The sequence below is a fragment of the Anaerococcus sp. Marseille-P9784 genome (assembly GCF_902500265.1).
Lineage (GTDB): Bacteria > Bacillota > Clostridia > Tissierellales > Peptoniphilaceae > Anaerococcus.
On record NZ_CABVOZ010000001.1, the window covers coordinates 334,699 to 351,066 of the forward strand.

Below are 16,368 nucleotides of genomic sequence, written 5' to 3' on the forward strand. Positions count from 1 at the left end.
AAAAGACTTGGAGTTGCTTTGAGGATTTTTTATGATTCAAAGACGGGATTTGCCCGTTATAGCAAAAGAGTATGAATGTACTTAGTAAGGTGCATATTGCAAAGTGTGCATGAATTTGGGTGGTAACACGGCCTTTCGTCCCATGGGATGATTATAGGGCGTGTATTTTTTTTATACTTTTTTAACCCAAAAAAGAAGAGGAGAGAAAAAATGAAAAAGTTAAAGAGATTTTTGTTAAGTTTATTAGTTATGATTATGACTTTTGCAAACATAAGTTTTGCAAGCTCAAATGAAAAAAATGTCCTAAGAGTAGGAATGGAAGTAAATTATGCTCCATATAACTTCTCAGAGGTGGATGATAGTAAGGGAGGGGTTCCTGTCAAAAATTCCCCGGGCGAATATGCCAACGGCTATGATATTGCAATAGCAAAAAAAGTAGCCAAAAAATTAGGCATGGATTTAGAAATTTATAAGATCGATTGGGATGGCCTAATTCCAGCTCTAACCAGCGGGAAAATCGATATAATTGTTGCAGGTATGAGTCCAACAGCAGAAAGAAAAGAACAAATTGATTTTACCGATTCTTACTATGACGCCCAAGTTGGAGTAATTTTAAAAAACAACTCAAAATACAAGGATGCAAAATCCATAAATGATTTTGTTGATGCAAAAATTACCGGCCAATTGGGAACTTATCACTATGATCTACTTGACCAAATGCAAGGAATAAAAAAAGAACAAGCTCTTGATTCTTTCCCAACAATGATCGCCGCAACCAAAGCTGGCACAATCGATGGTTATGTATCAGATAAGCCAGGAGCTGAAAGTGCAATGACCTCAAATCCTGACTTGATATTCGTATCTTTTGAAGAAGGAAATGGCTTTGAAGTTGACGAATCTTTAACTTCTATTTCAGTTGGAGTTAAGAAAAATTCAGAACTCACTCCAAAAATAAATGAGGCCTTAAAAGATATTTCCCCAGAAGAAAGAGAAGAAACCATGAAAGAAATGGTTTTATTAACTACAGAAGATGGAAATGCTAATGAAAATCCAACTTTCTTAGATGAAATGTCTAGTATTTGGGAAAAATATTCTTCACTTTTCCTAAGTGGTATTGTAAATACACTATTTATAGCTATACTTTCTACCCTATTGGGATTTTTGATTGGCCTACTTGTTGCAATTATCAGAAAAATTGAAGTTAGCAAAGTTAAAAACAAACTTGCCTATACTTTACACAAAATTGTAAATTTCATTTTAGCAGCCTATGTGGAAATTTTCCGTGGAACGCCAATGATGGTTCAATCAGTAATAATATTTTATGGTCTAAAACAATATTTTGATATTGATTTATCCACTATGTTTGCGGCAATTTTGATAGTTTCTATAAATACCGGAGCTTATCTATCAGAAGTTGTTCGTGGTGGTATAAACTCAATTGATAAGGGACAATTTGAAGCTTGTAAAGCCTTGGGAATGACACATTTTCAAACAATGAATAAAGTTGTAATTCCACAAGCCGTAAGAAATATTCTCCCATCTTTGGGCAACGAATTTGTAATAAATATAAAAGATACTTCAGTATTAAACGTAATTTCAGTAACAGAATTATTCTTCATGAGTAAATCTGTTGCAGGATCTACCTACCAATACTTCCCAACTTATTTGATAACTGCAATAATTTACTTTATCTTAACATTTGCAGTAACAAGAATTATTTTATTAGTTGAAAAGAGAATGTATGGAAGAGAATTTGTCTATGAATCATCAACAGGAGCAAAAAATGTCAATAATTAAGGTAAATAATTTAGAAAAAAGATTTGGCGACAATTTAGTTTTAAAAGACATAAATTTTGCCATAGAAAAAAACGAAGTAGTTTCAATAATAGGTTCATCAGGGTCTGGAAAATCAACCCTATTAAGGTGTCTAAACTTATTAGAAAATCCAACCAGTGGACAGATTTTGTACGAGGGCAAAGATATCCTTTCCCACAATTTTGACGAAAGATTATATAGGTCACAAGTTGGCATGGTTTTTCAAAACTTTAACCTTTTTGAAAATAAAAATGTCCTAGACAATTGTACTTTGGGTCAAGAAATAGTTTTAAAAAAATCAAAAGAAGAATCCAAAAAAACTGCCATGGAATTATTAACGACAGTTGGCATGGAAAAATTTGTAAACCATAAGCCTTCACAACTTTCCGGTGGCCAAAAGCAAAGAGTTGCCATAGCTCGTGCTTTGTCTATGAATCCAAAAGTTTTATTATTCGATGAGCCTACAAGCGCTCTTGACCCAGAAATGGTTGGAGAAGTATTGGAAGTTATGACAAAGTTAGCAAAATCTGGAATTACAATGATAGTTGTAACTCACGAAATGGATTTTGCTAGAGATGTTTCAACTAGAGTTTTATTTATGGATAAAGGTATAATCTTAGAAGATGGCAAGCCTGAAGAGATCTTTAACAATCCAAAAAACGAAAGAACTCGTGAATTCTTGTCAAGATTTTTAAACAATTAGGAGATTAAATGCAAGATTTAGTTGAAATATATTCATCAGATGAAGATTCTTTTGCCGTAGGATCAATAATTTATGAAAATTCCAATAGGCTTTTTGCTCATTTGGTAGATGACCAAGGCAAAATCGATGGATATTTGCTATTTGATAAAAGAGCAATAAGAAAAATCGAAAAAGATACCGAATATCTCAAAAAATTGAGCAAATACATGGATTTTTGGGGCAATATTTCCATAGGCAATTCCGACAACCCAATCTATAAATCAAAGCCTGATTTTATAGATTTGATAAAATATGCCAAAGAAAACCATAAAATTATAACCCTTGCCACAAGTTTTGACTATTATGATAGCATTTGTGGCTATGTAAATTCTTTTACAGAAAATTTAGTAAAAATCGATGCTATAAATCAATCAAACGCCAAGGTTTTTGACCAATTTGAAATTTCAATAGATCAGATAATAACCTTAGAAATAGAATCTATAGATAATTTTCTTTTAGGATATGCTAGCAAAAAATTATGAATGACACTTTACTTTTAATGATATTAAATTTAATTGGAAAAATCTTCTCATTTGTTCGTGAGATGATTTTTTCTTTTACCTATGGAACAGGACCAATTACAGATGCCTTTAACACTTCTACAACAGCAGCAACGCTGATATTTTCTGTAATAACCTACGCCTTAAGCAAAACTTACATTCCCTCATACAATGAAATCTACAAAAATAAGGGAGAAAAAGAAGCTGATATTTTTACTAACAAACTTTTAAATTTCATGCTTTTTCTAACCTCTGTAATTATGATTTTGGGCCTAAGCTTTGCACCTTTTGTAGTAAAATTATTTGCAGCAGGTTATAGTGGGGAAAAATTACAAATTGCATCTACCTTTATGAGAGCTGTAATTTTAAGCATCTATCCTAATGTCTATGCAGCAATTATGTCCGCTTATTTGCAAGTAAAAGGAGATTTTTTAACCCCAGCCTTGCCTTTGGTTATTTTAAATATAATCCTTGGCATAACGATCTTAATATCTAAGGGCAATGTCAAAATAATGGCTTTTGGAATATTTTTAGCTTATTTGTTGCAATATTTTATGTTTCCGATAGCTTTAAAAAAATCAAATTTCACGAGAAAAAGAAAATTTTACCAGATGGATGAAAGTATCAAAAAAATCTTAATCCTATCTCTACCAACAACCTTTACCATGGCAGCAGTTTATATTTCAACCATAGTTGACCAATCATTTGCTTCCTTGGTCGCTCCTGAAGGTGGGGTTTCTATAATAAATTACGCCCTAAAAATTCTTAGGATTGTAAGTTCTACTTTTATAATCCCCTTTCAAATAACCGCCTATCCGATAATAGGAAAATTAGTTGCAAATGGCAAAATGAACGAAATGAAAGATTTGATAAGCAAGACTTTGGTAAAAATAATGACCTTGTTTATTCCATCAATAATCGGGCTTATGATCTTATCAAAGCCAATTATAACTTTTGTATATTTTAGAGGAGAATTTACCTACCAAGATATGATAATGACAAGTAAGGTTCTATTTTACTATAGCCTCTATCTAATCGGCCCAGCTTTGGCTGATTTGCTTTATCTATCATTTTTCTCCAATCAAAATACGAGAATACCAACGATTATTTCCTTTATCCAACTAGGAATAAATATAATTTTGGACTTTACTTTATCAAGAATTTACGGACTAGTAGGCCTTGCCCTTGCTACGACAATCAGCCAATTTTCAGCCGTAATCATAGCCTTTGTAATGTATAAGAAAACTTATGGCAATCTTGATTTTGCCTATATAGGAAAAAATATAAGCAAATTATTAATAGGAGGAGCATTTCTTGGAATATTTGCAAAATTTTTCTTTTCGCTAAAACCATCAAACTTCTGGCTTTTACTAACAATAGCACTTTCCGCTGTAATTTATCTAAGTCTTATATATCTACTAAAAGTTGATGGAATAGAAGAAATTATTCAAGCATTTAAAAACAAAATAGCAAAGAAAAGGAGCGCAAAATAGCGTTCCTTGTTTTTTATTTATTAAAATTTTATCTGATTTCTACTTTTATAAAGTTCTTAAAATCTACTTTCTATCCTCTCATCAATTCCAAAGTCACCAAAAATGATTTGTAAAAGCTATCCATTGGTAAAAATTCTTTGTTTGAGTGGAAGTTGTGGGCTCCTGTGAAATAGTTTGGTGTAAAGATTCCTCTTGTTGATAGGTAGGATCCGTCAGTTCCCCCTCGCATAGGAATAATTATTGGATCTATCTGTAATTTTTTGTAAATTTCTTTTAGATTTTCTATGGCGACTTTGTTTGTTTCATCAATTGAATCGGCTATATTTGAATAAACATCTGTAATCTCGATTGAAATTTCTGCTTTCTTGTATCTTTCTTTTAAAAGGTCTACTGCTTGGATAAGGTATTTTTTGCTTTCTTCGAATTTTTCCTTATCGTGATTTCTAATATTAAAATCTACTTTGCAATTTAGGACATCTGAATTAATGTCTGTTATCCACACATAACCTTCTCTATTTTCGGTATTTTCTGGCATCTTATTTCTATCGAGCATATTGATAAAATCATGGGCTATCATTATTGGATTTACGAGCTTTCCCTTGGCAGACATTGGATGAGCAGAAACTCCCTTTATTTTTAAGATACCGCTTGCTGCATTAAATGTTTCATAAATTAATTCTCCAAGTTTGCAGCAATCAATTGTGTAGGCGTAAGAAACTTTAAATTTGTCAAAATCTATTTTTCTTGAGCCTCTTAGGCCAATTTCCTCATCTGGGACAAAGGCTAGATAAATTTCTCCATGGTTTATTTGAGGATTTTCTTTTAGATACCACAAGGCAGTCATAATATTTGCTATTGCAGCCTTATTGTCTGCTCCCAAAACTGATTTGCCATCTGTAAGTATTATATCATCTCCCATATAAGAGAGAATTTCAGGATTTTCTTTTGTGGAAAAAATTATTTTTTCTTCTTTATTTAAGATAATATCTTTGCCATCGTAGTTTTTTATTATTTGAGGGTTGATTTCATCTGATAAACCGACATCGACAGTATCAAGATGGGCAACCCAGCCTATTGGAGCTTTTTCTGATCCTCTTTTTGGAAGTCTAGCTTGAAGAACTCCGTATTGGTTGATTTCTATTTGGCAAAGGTCTAAGTCTTCCAATTCTTTTTGTAAAAGTCTTGCTAATTCAATTTGTCCCACACTTGATGGAATATTTTCATTTTTTTCGTCAGATTGGCTTGAAATTGTCAAGTATCTTAAAAAATTTTCTTGTAATTTTTCTTTTATTATTTTTTCATTCATTTTAACTTTCCTTATTTTTAGGATTTTATGCGAAAAAATCACAGACTTTGCTGTGATTTTTCTTTCTTATAAGTCAAGATCTAAAGATTTAACTTCTTTGTCTTTATTTAGATAATAAAGTTTGCCATCAAAAAGTTTTAAGCCTCTAATATCTTGATTAAATATTTCTTTTTGACTATCAATATCAATAATTTTTAGATGACTTAGGAAAGGATCAAGTGGGCCATCTGCCTTGGAATCAACACCTGTAAAATAGAAAATATTGTTGCCAATAAATTCTTGAGATCCCATTTCTGCCCACAAAAACGGGAATTTTTTGCCATCTACATAAATACTCTCATTATCCGCACGTCTAATATTCCAGTTTGCCTTGCCATTTTCAAAGTTTTTTTGACCAAAAAGATATTGCAAGCCAAAATCTTTTTCTATTAATTCTACTTTTTGATCATAATCTTTGTTTAGGTCTAGCTTATACAAATCATAATTGTAAATATCTTCGCTATCTTTGTTTGCATTTGATGTATATTGAATTTCTCCTTGGATTAGGGCGACAGTTCCAGTTGCTATTCCAACAGTTGCTTGGTAGTCAAAAACTTTGCCCTTAGCTAAATCAACTACCCCAATTGCGGATTTGTCAGAATCCATCTCATCAATTCCTAGTTCGTCATTGTAATTTGTATAGGTGTGGAAACCGTAAATTTTATCCCCTATCATACCTAAAGGCCTAAAATCTTCGCCTTTTTGAAATTCGAAGAGAGTAGTTTTTTCTTTGCCAGTAACTTTAATAATCTTGGCTTGAGGAGAGGAAATATTTGATTCTACCAAAATATTGTTAGTGTATTTTACATATTCATAGAATTTATTTCTTTCTTCTGGCTTTGTATTACCCTGATCGTCAACCATTTCTCCATCTTCATTTACTCTAACTAAAGCTGAGGCTGGCAAATAGAAGTAGTCATTTTTGCTAACTTTGCTTGATTCCTCTTCGTTTTTTTCTTCTTTGGATTTTTTGTCTTTGATATCTTTTTTATCTTTTTTATCTTCGTCTTTTACTTTCTTATCTTTATCTTCTTTATCGCCATCGTCAGATTTTTTTACATCTATTTCAACTTTTTTATCATCTGAAGAATCTTCTTTTGTATCTTTATCCTTGTTCTCATTTTCTAAGGATTTTATTTTATTTTCGTCATTTTCCTCATTTTCTTTGATATTTTCAGCATGTTCTTCTTTTTTTGAAAGATCAATTTCTTCATTTGTTGTATTTGAACTAATTTCTTTGTTAGAATAATCTTTCTGATTAGAAGAATTTGTGCATCCTACCATTATTAGACTTAAAACTAAAATAGATATATATTTTTTCATTTTTTCTCCTTATTCTGCGCGCAAAGCATCTATAGCCGATAGCTTCGTTGCTCGTCTTGCTGGCAAATATCCTGCAAGAACTCCTACCAAGGCTGAAAACAAAACTCCAACTAAGCCAAGCCAAAATGGGATTATTACAGCTGGGCCGCCTCCTGCAGAAAAAATGGATTCACCGCCTGAGAGAACTTTATTTAGAAAATAAGCTGCAACTAGAGAAATTATTAGTCCCAAAATTCCACCAAAAAATCCTATAAAACCAGATTCTATCAAAAACATGGTCTGAACATCAGATACGCTTGCACCGATAACTTTCATAACGCCTATTTCTTTTTGACGTTCATAAATACTCATTATCATGGTGTTGATAATTCCTATGGCAGAAACTATAAAGGCAATAGAACCTATGCCTCCTAGAATTAACATAATGGTTCTTGTTTGATTTTCAACTTCTTCACTTGCTTTAGCCATAGAATTTGTTGAATATCCTAGCTTTTTGATCTCTATTTCTGCATCTTTCACATTTTTTGTACTATCTATAACAACCGAAACACTATCATAGGTGATTTTGCCCGCAGTTTCTTTTATAGGATTACCATCCATGTCATAATTTTGGTTCATCGTTGGATAGGCGAGCTTTTCATCTTCTTTTTTCAACTTATTATAAGTTGCTTCATTCATATATGAGTTATAACCAGTAAGAATTGAACCTTGGGCAAGTTTACCGGAAATTTTTGCTGGAATTTCCACTACTTGTGGCTTGCCCTTGTTTGGATCATCGGGATTATCTTCTTCTCCAAAATTTACCCCATCATCTTGACTTTCGTCTTTATAACCTAAAGAAAATATATATTTATGAGCATTAAAGTCGAAATTTTCATCAGGTTCAAACCAAGTATCAGCCCCGTGTTTTGTTTTTGTCATGGCTGATGCATTAGTACCTAAAAGTATGGTAGAATCATCGCTTGCCTTTGGAATATTTCCCCATTCCAAATCTTCCTTTTTTAAAAGTTTAAAGACATCATCAGGAATTACTTGAAAGGAACCGTCTAGTTGATAGTCGTCATTATCTTCAACTTTCATTTCCAAATATATATTTTTTGATGGAATAACAGAGCTTACATGGTCTATTTTTTTTAGGTCATTTATAAGTTTAGCATCAACTTTTAAGCCATCTGGTGAATCGTTATAAATTTGTATAGTTGTAAGTCCTTGAAAAGATTCGATCATTTGCTTTTGGCTAGCTGATATACCTTCTGCAAAGGCTAGCATCAAGATGATAGATGTTGAACCTATGACAACGGATAAAATTGTTAATATGGTTCTAGATTTACGACGCCATAGGTTTCTTAGGGCCATTATAAATCTATCAGATATCTTCATCTTCTATAATCAACTCCTCGTTTTTCTTATTTTTTCTTTTTTTATAAATTAAAGCTCCAACTAGTGCAATGATTGCTATTATTCCAACCCAGAAAAATGGAGATGTAAATATTGATCCGCCATTATCAGCTCCCTCTGGTGGATTTGCTTGATCAGCTGGAATCATCTCTCCTGTATTTGGATCTTGAATCATGCCATCTTCAGATCCTCCCATATCCATATTCATAGCTTCTGCTGTGAAATCTTGTGTTTGGGTGTGGACATTTCCTGCTGAATCTTCATAGGTTATTAGAATTTTTCCTTCAACTTCTCCTTCTCTATCTGGAGTAATGTTAAAGCTAAATTCTTCTGTAGATCCTGTTTTGAAATTGCCTATAAATCTTCTATCATTATCAATTGTAAAACCCTTGCCAATTACATCGCACATAAATGTGTTTAGATTGTCTTTTCCAGTGTTGTAAATCTTTACAGAAACTGCTGTTTGTTGGCCTACCATAAGTTCATCGTGTTTTACATTTCCAATTGTGACATTTGCTCTTTGGACAACTGGAATTCCAATTGCTTCTTTGGTTTGATATTGGTTGCCCCAATAATCTTCATATTCTAATGTAAGTCCAATTACATAATTTCCAGCTGCAGAATTTGGATTAACTCCCATATTTATTGTTCTTGTGGCAGTGTTCCATGGATACAAAGCTGCGACATAAAATGAATTTGACCTATTCATAGGTGTAAATACAGATCCATCACTTACTAATGCAGTATTATCCCCACTTGCTTGTGGTTGAGATTGCAATTGTTGATCTATGCTTACTTTTAAGTTATAGATTGTATTTTTTGCATTTGTGTTATAAAGAGTGAAGGATAAGGTAAAATCATTACCTGCTTCTACAGTTTGTGGTGCAATTGAATAATTTGAAATAATCAATTTAGGTTGATTTTTCATTTGTACTGTTGGAGTTTGATCGCTTGTATCTTGAATTTCGTTTGTTTGATTATTGTTTGTTGACATCTAAAACCTCATCAATTGTTAAATTTTTGTGTATTTTTTCTATCTTTCCATCTCTCATAAAAAGAGTTCTATCGGCAAATTCAGTCATCTCTTCATCATGAGTTACCATGATAAAAGTCTGATTGTTTTTCTTTGTCATATCCTTTATCAGTTTCATAACCTCAAAGCTGGTTTTTGTATCCAAATTTCCCGTTGGCTCATCTGCAAAGACTATCTTTGGTGTGCCTACAAAGGCTCTTGCTATTGAAACTCTTTGCTGTTGACCACCGGATAATTCATTTGGCTTGTTGTCCATTCTGTTGCCAAGTCCTACTTGATTTAAAATTTTATAGGCTTCTTTTTTTCTTTCTTCTTTGCCCAAGCCTTTAAAAGTTAGGGGCAATGATACATTTTCCCAAGCTGAAAGATAGGGCAAAAGATTATAGGATTGAAAAACAAAACCAATATTAAGATTTCTAAATTTGGTTATTTCCGTTTCTTTTAGCTCATTTAGGGTAATTTTCCCATACTTTATAGAGCCTTTAGTGGGTCTTTCAAGACCTGCTAACATATTTAAAAGGGTCGATTTTCCAGAACCGGATGTTCCCAAAAGGGCAATAAATTCTCCCTTCTCTATATCTAAGTCTATCCCATCTAAGGCCTTGATAATGTTATTTCCTACTTTATAATATTTTTTTAGGTTACGCACCTGTATTAGTGACATATTTTTCTCCAAGCCTTATTTCGTTTATTTATTGTAAATTTGATTACAAATTAGTGTTACATAAGATATGGTACACTGTTTTATCAAATTATATCATTAGTAAGAATAAATTTCAATATTTCTCTATTATTTTTTTGATATTCTATTAGGATTGCTATCTTAGCTTTAGAAATATTTTATCTTATCATTTAGTAAATCCCAATAAATTTCTTGATATTTGCCCTCATAGATTGCTAAAATTTTATCCATCGATAGGCTCATTCCTTGCATTTTTTTAAAATCCTCGTAGTTAATCCAAGAAAGTTTGCCTTCTCTATTATCTCTTATTAATTCTCCGCTAAAGTCAGTAGTTTCATACAAAAATCCAACATCTGTAAAGTCTTGGCTTTCCCGGCTAATTAGTCCACAATATTTCAAATTACTAACATCAAGTCCTGTTTCTTCTTTGGCCTCTCTTACGGCTGATTCTATTAAACTTTCGTTTTCTTTGCGCTTTCCTCCAGGAAAAGTCAGACCTTCCCAGCCTTCTTTTTTGATTTTGTCTAAAACTACAACTTCATTAGTTTTTTCATTTACAATTTTTACCATATTCATTAGTCGAATTTTCATATTTTCTCCTATAAAAAAAGGATTGTAATAAACAACCCTCTTTTGTTTTTAATTTCTTTTTACTTCAATTTTGATTGATTTATCATTTAGAGCTGTTTCCTCTTTGTCTATTTCTTCTCTTTTTAAGTTATCACAAAGAGTTTCGCTTTTTATCTCATCTTGGAATTTTTCCAAAGATTTGCTTAATTCATCATCACAAGAATAGATTATATCAATCCTATCTGTTACTAAAAATCCTGAATCTTTTCTTAGATTTTGAATTTTTGAAATAAATTCACGGGCATAGCCTTCATCTTTTAGATCTTTTGTTATTTCTGTATCCAAAACTACAAAGACATTGCCATCAATTTCAACATCAAAGCCTTCTTTTGCGGAAATTCTAACATCTAGATAATCTTTTTTAACTTGATATTTTTCGCCTGACAATTCTATTTCTACATCTTCATTTTCCACTTGGTCTATAAATTCCTTGGCATTGATCTTTTGTAAGTATTTGCCAAATTCATTTACCTTTGCTTGGAATATTGGACCTACAACCTTAAAATCAGGTTTTAGTGAAAATTCCATAAATTCTGATAGATCTTCTGCAAATTCAACTTCTTTAACATTTAGCTCTTCTTTGATTAGAGGAACTAGATCTTCAATATTTTTCTTATATCTGCCATCGACAATGATTTTAGAAAGTGGTTGACGAACCTTGATTGCTTCTTTTTCTCTTGAAGCACGTCCTAGATTTACAACTTTTCTAATTAATTCCATATCATTTTCAAGTTCTTTGTCGATTAAATTTTCGCAAACTTCTGGCAAAAGTTGTGTGTGAACAGTTTTATCTCCAGTTAGGTTTCTATAAACTTCTTCAGCTATAAATGGTGTAATTGGTGCTATTATCTTTGATAAAGTGAGTAAAACATCGTAAGTTGTTTTGTAAACTGCTTTTTTGGAATCGCTGATATTACTTGTCCAAAATCTCTTTCTATTACGTCTTATATACCAATTTGAAAGATCTTCTACTACAAAATCAGATATCAAATGAACGACCTTGTTGTATTCAAAAATTTCCATTTGTTGGTAGTATTCTTTTAGCAAAGAATTTAATCTTGAATATAACCATCTGTCGATTTTTTCAAGTTTAACTTCGCCAATATTTTTCATCTCTTCCATGCCCAAATTATCTGTATTAGCATAAAGAGTAAAGAAATTGTAGACATTTTCATAAGTTCTAAAGAAATTATTGCGAACTTCTACCAAACCATTTTCGTCAAATTTGGTTTGCATCCAAGCAGGAGATACATAAAGAGAATAAAATCTTACAGCATCTGCCCCGTATTTGTCAAATAGTGCAAAAGGATCTAGGGTGTTGCCACGAGATTTACTCATTTTTTGACCATTTTTGTCAACTACCAAATCATTTACCAAGACATTTTTGTATGGTGCCTTGCCCATGGTTATGGTTGAAATTGCCATTAGTGAATAAAACCAGCCACGAGTTTGGTCGATTCCCTCGCAGATAAAATCTGCTGGATAATAATTTTCAAATAATTCTTTGTTTTCAAAAGGATAGTGAAGTTGTGCAAATGGCATAGCTCCTGAGTCAAACCAAACATCGATTACATCTGGAACTCTTTTCATAATCTTGCCACAATGAGGACATTTCATTGTCACATTATCTACATACGGTCTGTGAAGTTCTATATTTTCATCTATATCTTCTATGGCAAGCTCTGCTAGCTCAGCTCTTGAACCAACAGTTCTTGTATGACCACACTCTTCACATTTCCAAATATTTAGTGGAGTTCCCCAATAACGACTTCTGGAAATTGCCCAGTCTTTTACATTTTCTAACCAATTGCCAAATCTTTTTTCGCCAATAGTTTGAGGGAACCAATTAACTGTTTTGTTATTTTCAACCATTTTTTCAGAAAACTTGCTCATTTCTATATACCAAGATGGTTTAGCATAATAAACAAGCGGTGTATGGCATCTCCAGCAGTGTGGATAATTATGTTCAACAGTTTGTTTTTTAAAGACTTTGCCTTCATTTACTAAATGATGCCAAATATCTTCGTTGGTATCAAAAATAAATCTTCCCTTCCAAGGGGTTTCTGTGAAATTTCCTTCAAGATCAACTGGTTGAACAAAAGCAAGGTCGTATTTTCTACCAACTTGATAGTCGTCTTCACCAAAAGCAGGAGCTGAGTGAACAATACCAGTACCATCTTCTGCTGAAACATAATCTGCCAATGTTACTATAAAAGCTCTCTTGTCTCCAACATTAACATAAGGAAGTAATTGTTCATATTCCATATATTCCATGTCAGATCCTTTTAATTTCTCAACAACTTGGTAATCGTGGCCTTCCATCAAAGTTTCTGCCAAAGATTCTGCCATATAATAATAACAATCATCAGTTTTGTCAAAAACTTTAACATAAGTTAAATCTGGGTTTACTGAAAGTGCAACGTTAGATGGCAAAGTCCACGGAGTTGTCGTCCATGCTAGGAAATATTCGTTATCTGTATCTTTTTTCTTGAATTTTACGGTAAGGGTGATGGTCTTATCCATTTGATAGCCTTGAGCAACTTCGTGGGAAGCAAGACCTGTACCACATCTTGGACAATATGGCATTACCTTAGCCCCTTCGTAGATTAATCCTTCTTTAAAGGCTTTATCTAATAGATACCATTCAGTTTCGATGTAATCATTATCCAAAGTTACATAAGGATGATCCATATCGTACAAAAAGGCCATTCTATCGCTCATATCACGCCATAAATCAGAATATTCCCATACGGATTCCTTGCAAAGTTTGTTGAACTTTTCTATACCATAATCTTCTATATCGTTTTTGTCGTGAAAATTTAATTTCTTTTCAACTTCAATTTCTACTGGAAGACCATGAGTATCCCAGCCAGCTTTTTTTAGAACCTTATAGCCTCTCATATTTTTATAACGACTAGTCATATCCTTTAGGGTTCTTGCTATAACGTGGTGGATACCAGGCTTGCCATTAGCTGTTGGAGGGCCATCGTAAATTACATATTGTTTGGCATCTTCACGAGTTTTGAAAGTTTCTTCTAAAAGATCAATTTCGTTCCAATAATTCTTTAATTCTTCTTCTCTTTTTTTGCTTTCGTTAGTTTTTAAAGATTTGAATTCGCTCATTTATTCTCCTTAATAAAAAAGAACCGTCCATACAGACGGTCCACTTATTTCAATTGTTGCTCTTAACGATTGGCTTTCGTAACAAGCTACTTATTTCACTTATTAAGCTAAAAGATGATCTTCACCAAAATATTTAATAGCAGTTTCCACCAATCCTGCCTCTCTGTAATCTCCTATAAAGGCTACTCTTCTTTTTTTACTCTATTATTATTCTTAATTTAGTGTACTAATTATAGGTCTAATTGTCAAATGCTTATTTTTCCTATATGTGCCTAGTTCCCTTAAATTTGTAAAGGCTATAAACATCATCCTCATCAACATTCGCCCTATCTTTTATGTCCTCATACATTTGATAGTCTGATTCATAATCATTTCTAAAAGCCAAATAATCAAAATTGTTAAATTTCAAAAGCAAACCATGATATACACCAAATTCATCCATGTCTTTGATCTGCTCTATTTTTGTAGCTTCATAAACGCTAATATATAAATCGCTTATGTCATTATCAGTCATATCTATGGCGTTATTAAAAATCGTTGCATTTACTGATTCGTAAATTATATCAAGGCCGATGTTCGCTCTTGTCGGGTAAATTGAACCACTTATTTCATTTTTGCCATTTTGCCTAATAATAATCAACACTCCATTGTGGTTGTCCTTAAAGCTTTGATCATATTCTTTTAGGTATTTTTTATTTTCTATATAATATTTTATTGAGTCTTTGGCTAGTTTTACAAATTTATCCATCTTAGGCTTCCAATAATTTTTCTATATCTTTGGCGATATTTTTTGGCTTTTTTTGTGAAGCGTATCTATTTACTACATTTCCATCTTTGTCTATCAAAAATTTGGTAAAATTCCACTTGATATCATCTCCAAAAATTCCGCCTTTGGAATTTTTTAGGAAATTATATAGTGGTTCTTCATTTTCACCATTTACATCGATTTTTGCAAAAGTTTCAAAAGTTACACCAAATCTTGCCGTACAGAAGTTTTTTATCTCCTGGTTACTTTCTGGAGCTTGGTTTGCAAATTGATTGCAAGGAAAATCCAAGATTTCAAAGCCTTTATCTTTGTAAGTTTTATAAAGCTCTTCAAGACCTTCATATTGGGGAGTAAAGCCACATTTAGTTGCTGTATTTACTATCAAAAGAACTTTTCCCTTGTATTTTTCTAAAGAAACATCTTCTCCATTTATATTTTTAACTTTATAATCATAAATCGTAGTCATAAAAATCCTTTCTATTTGATTTTTTGGATAATAAGCTATATAAAAAATATACCCCTTTTGCTTAAAATAGCTTATATTTGCCCTATCTAAGAATTTTTTATAATAAATCTCCCAAAAAAGGCTCTCGCATTTTGCGAAAGCCTAATTTTATTTAATATTCAAATGCTGGTACGTATGAACCTTTGGAAGATTCGTCAATTACTTTTGCTGTTTCTTTGGTTTGATAGTATTTTTCTACCAAATCTTTTAGAGTTTGGCTGTTGGCATTTTCTTTTTTGCAAGCTATGATATTTACATATATTTGCTTGTTTTCATCTTTGTAGTCTTCTAAGTATATTGAATCTTCTGTTGGTATGAAACCAGCATCTACTGCCATTCCTGAGTTTACAACAGCTATATCTACATCATCAAGGCTTCTTGCAGTTTGTGCTGCTGATAGTTCTACTATTTCATAGTTGTGAGGATTTTCTGTAATGTCGTTGATTGTGATTGCATCGCCTTCTTTGCCATTTACTTTTATTAATCCAGCACTTTGTAATAAGAATAAGCTTCTAGCTCCATTGGTTGGGTCATCTGGTATGGCTATTTTGCTATTATCTTTTAATTCGTCTAGGCTTTTGATTTTGCTTGAATATATTCCAAGTGGTGCTATTAGTGTATCTCCAATAGATACTAGGTCTGAAGATGAAGCTGTGTTAAAGTCTTCCAAAAATTTCTTATGTTGGAAAGCATTTATATCTATATCTCCAGACAAAAGTGCTTCATTTGGCTCTCTATATTCGCTAAAGGTTACTATTTCAATTTTTTTGCCTTCGCCTTCTTCAAATCTTTTGGCAACATCTTCCCAAATTTCATTATTTTCACCAACTACACCAAGTTTTATTACATCCTTATCTTTGAAAGGATCTTCACTTGTACTTTCACTTGTTTTTACATCATTTTCTTGATTGTTTGAGCTTTCTTCATTTGCCTTGTTTGCTCCACATGAGCTAAGTCCTAAAATTAACGCTAATCCTAAAGTAATTTTTCTAATATTTGTCATTTTTTATCTC

At 32.3% G+C, this 16,368-nt stretch carries 14 protein-coding genes and 1 other annotated feature (1 of these 15 only partly in view); of the genes, 4 read left to right on the plus strand and 10 right to left on the minus strand.

Annotated features, from left to right (window positions below; translation table 11 throughout):
* Positions 1–146 (plus strand) — a binding site (T-box leader); it begins 89 nt to the left of the window's first position.
* A gap of 64 nt (positions 147–210) precedes the next feature.
* Genes GAN53_RS01670 through murJ form a run of 4 tightly spaced genes read left to right on the plus strand, consistent with a single transcriptional unit; the run spans position 211 to position 4,550 of the window.
* A complete protein-coding gene (locus tag GAN53_RS01670; RefSeq protein ID WP_151409284.1) occupies positions 211–1,797 on the plus strand; it encodes an ABC transporter substrate-binding protein/permease in 1,587 nt (528 codons plus the stop codon).
* Positions 1,784–2,518 carry an amino acid ABC transporter ATP-binding protein gene (locus tag GAN53_RS01675; RefSeq protein WP_151409285.1) on the plus strand — a complete coding sequence of 245 codons (735 nt, stop codon included), beginning with the start codon at positions 1,784–1,786 and terminating at the stop codon, positions 2,516–2,518. Before GAN53_RS01670 ends, GAN53_RS01675 begins: the two co-directional genes overlap by 14 nt.
* An 8-nt stretch (positions 2,519–2,526) precedes the next feature.
* Entirely contained in the window at positions 2,527–3,039 is a 513-nt protein-coding gene (locus GAN53_RS01680; RefSeq protein WP_151409286.1) for a hypothetical protein, read from the plus strand.
* Positions 3,036–4,550 (plus strand): murein biosynthesis integral membrane protein MurJ, encoded by a 1,515-nt coding sequence (gene murJ, locus GAN53_RS01685; protein ID WP_151409287.1) that lies wholly within the window; start codon positions 3,036–3,038, stop codon positions 4,548–4,550. The genes GAN53_RS01680 and murJ overlap by 4 nt, the downstream gene beginning before the upstream one ends.
* Positions 4,551–4,620: 70 nt before the next feature.
* On the opposite strand, the gene pepT is transcribed toward murJ, so the two are convergent.
* The 10 genes from pepT to GAN53_RS01735 all read right to left on the minus strand — a co-directional run bounded on the left by pepT (position 4,621) and on the right by GAN53_RS01735 (position 16,358).
* A complete protein-coding gene (gene pepT / locus GAN53_RS01690; RefSeq protein ID WP_151409288.1) occupies positions 4,621–5,856 on the minus strand; it encodes a peptidase T in 1,236 nt (411 codons plus the stop codon).
* Positions 5,857–5,922: 66 nt separating this feature from the next.
* Positions 5,923–7,218: a hypothetical protein gene (locus GAN53_RS01695; RefSeq protein ID WP_151409289.1), complete on the minus strand. Its 1,296-nt coding sequence runs from the start codon at positions 7,216–7,218 to the stop codon at positions 5,923–5,925.
* A gap of 9 nt (positions 7,219–7,227) precedes the next feature.
* A complete protein-coding gene (locus GAN53_RS01700) occupies positions 7,228–8,598 on the minus strand; it encodes an ABC transporter permease (RefSeq protein WP_151409290.1) in 1,371 nt (456 codons plus the stop codon).
* Positions 8,585–9,610 carry a COG1361 S-layer family protein gene (locus tag GAN53_RS01705; RefSeq protein WP_151409291.1) on the minus strand — a complete coding sequence of 342 codons (1,026 nt, stop codon included), beginning with the start codon at positions 9,608–9,610 and terminating at the stop codon, positions 8,585–8,587. Before GAN53_RS01705 ends, GAN53_RS01700 begins: the two co-directional genes overlap by 14 nt.
* Entirely contained in the window at positions 9,594–10,313 is a 720-nt protein-coding gene (locus GAN53_RS01710) for an ABC transporter ATP-binding protein (RefSeq protein WP_151409292.1), read from the minus strand. Before GAN53_RS01710 ends, GAN53_RS01705 begins: the two co-directional genes overlap by 17 nt.
* 165 nt (positions 10,314–10,478) lie before the next feature.
* On the minus strand, positions 10,479–10,922 hold the full coding sequence (locus GAN53_RS01715) for an 8-oxo-dGTP diphosphatase (protein WP_151409293.1): 444 nt from the start codon (positions 10,920–10,922) through the stop codon (positions 10,479–10,481).
* A gap of 48 nt (positions 10,923–10,970) precedes the next feature.
* Positions 10,971–14,084 carry an isoleucine--tRNA ligase gene (gene ileS, locus GAN53_RS01720; protein ID WP_151409294.1) on the minus strand — a complete coding sequence of 1,038 codons (3,114 nt, stop codon included), beginning with the start codon at positions 14,082–14,084 and terminating at the stop codon, positions 10,971–10,973.
* Between the two features lie 262 nt (positions 14,085–14,346).
* Positions 14,347–14,832 carry a hypothetical protein gene (locus GAN53_RS01725; RefSeq protein ID WP_151409295.1) on the minus strand — a complete coding sequence of 162 codons (486 nt, stop codon included), beginning with the start codon at positions 14,830–14,832 and terminating at the stop codon, positions 14,347–14,349.
* A 1-nt stretch (position 14,833) separates the two neighbouring features.
* The gene (locus GAN53_RS01730; protein WP_151409296.1) at positions 14,834–15,316 is read right to left on the minus strand and encodes a glutathione peroxidase; all 483 of its coding nucleotides are present in this window, start codon (positions 15,314–15,316) and stop codon (positions 14,834–14,836) included.
* Between the two features lie 151 nt (positions 15,317–15,467).
* Entirely contained in the window at positions 15,468–16,358 is an 891-nt protein-coding gene (locus GAN53_RS01735; RefSeq protein ID WP_151409297.1) for a MetQ/NlpA family ABC transporter substrate-binding protein, read from the minus strand.
* Positions 16,359–16,368: the final 10 nt, after the last annotated feature.

Bases quoted from the DNA above. Each gene is read 5' to 3' on its own strand.
- GAN53_RS01730 (WP_151409296.1), bottom strand. From the start codon at position 15,316: ATGACTACGATTTATGATTATAAAGTTAAAAATATAAATGGAGAAGAT.
- GAN53_RS01735 (WP_151409297.1), bottom strand. From the start codon at position 16,358: ATGACAAATATTAGAAAAATTACTTTAGGATTAGCGTTAATTTTAGGA.
- GAN53_RS01725 (WP_151409295.1), bottom strand. From the start codon at position 14,832: ATGGATAAATTTGTAAAACTAGCCAAAGACTCAATAAAATATTATATA.
- ileS (WP_151409294.1), bottom strand. From the start codon at position 14,084: ATGAGCGAATTCAAATCTTTAAAAACTAACGAAAGCAAAAAAAGAGAA.
- GAN53_RS01670 (WP_151409284.1), top strand. From the start codon at position 211: ATGAAAAAGTTAAAGAGATTTTTGTTAAGTTTATTAGTTATGATTATG.
- GAN53_RS01680 (WP_151409286.1), top strand. From the start codon at position 2,527: ATGCAAGATTTAGTTGAAATATATTCATCAGATGAAGATTCTTTTGCC.
- GAN53_RS01695 (WP_151409289.1), bottom strand. From the start codon at position 7,218: ATGAAAAAATATATATCTATTTTAGTTTTAAGTCTAATAATGGTAGGA.
- GAN53_RS01675 (WP_151409285.1), top strand. From the start codon at position 1,784: ATGTCAATAATTAAGGTAAATAATTTAGAAAAAAGATTTGGCGACAAT.
- pepT (WP_151409288.1), bottom strand. From the start codon at position 5,856: ATGAATGAAAAAATAATAAAAGAAAAATTACAAGAAAATTTTTTAAGA.
- GAN53_RS01700 (WP_151409290.1), bottom strand. From the start codon at position 8,598: ATGAAGATATCTGATAGATTTATAATGGCCCTAAGAAACCTATGGCGT.
- GAN53_RS01710 (WP_151409292.1), bottom strand. From the start codon at position 10,313: ATGTCACTAATACAGGTGCGTAACCTAAAAAAATATTATAAAGTAGGA.
- murJ (WP_151409287.1), top strand. From the start codon at position 3,036: ATGAATGACACTTTACTTTTAATGATATTAAATTTAATTGGAAAAATC.
- GAN53_RS01705 (WP_151409291.1), bottom strand. From the start codon at position 9,610: ATGTCAACAAACAATAATCAAACAAACGAAATTCAAGATACAAGCGAT.
- GAN53_RS01715 (WP_151409293.1), bottom strand. From the start codon at position 10,922: ATGAAAATTCGACTAATGAATATGGTAAAAATTGTAAATGAAAAAACT.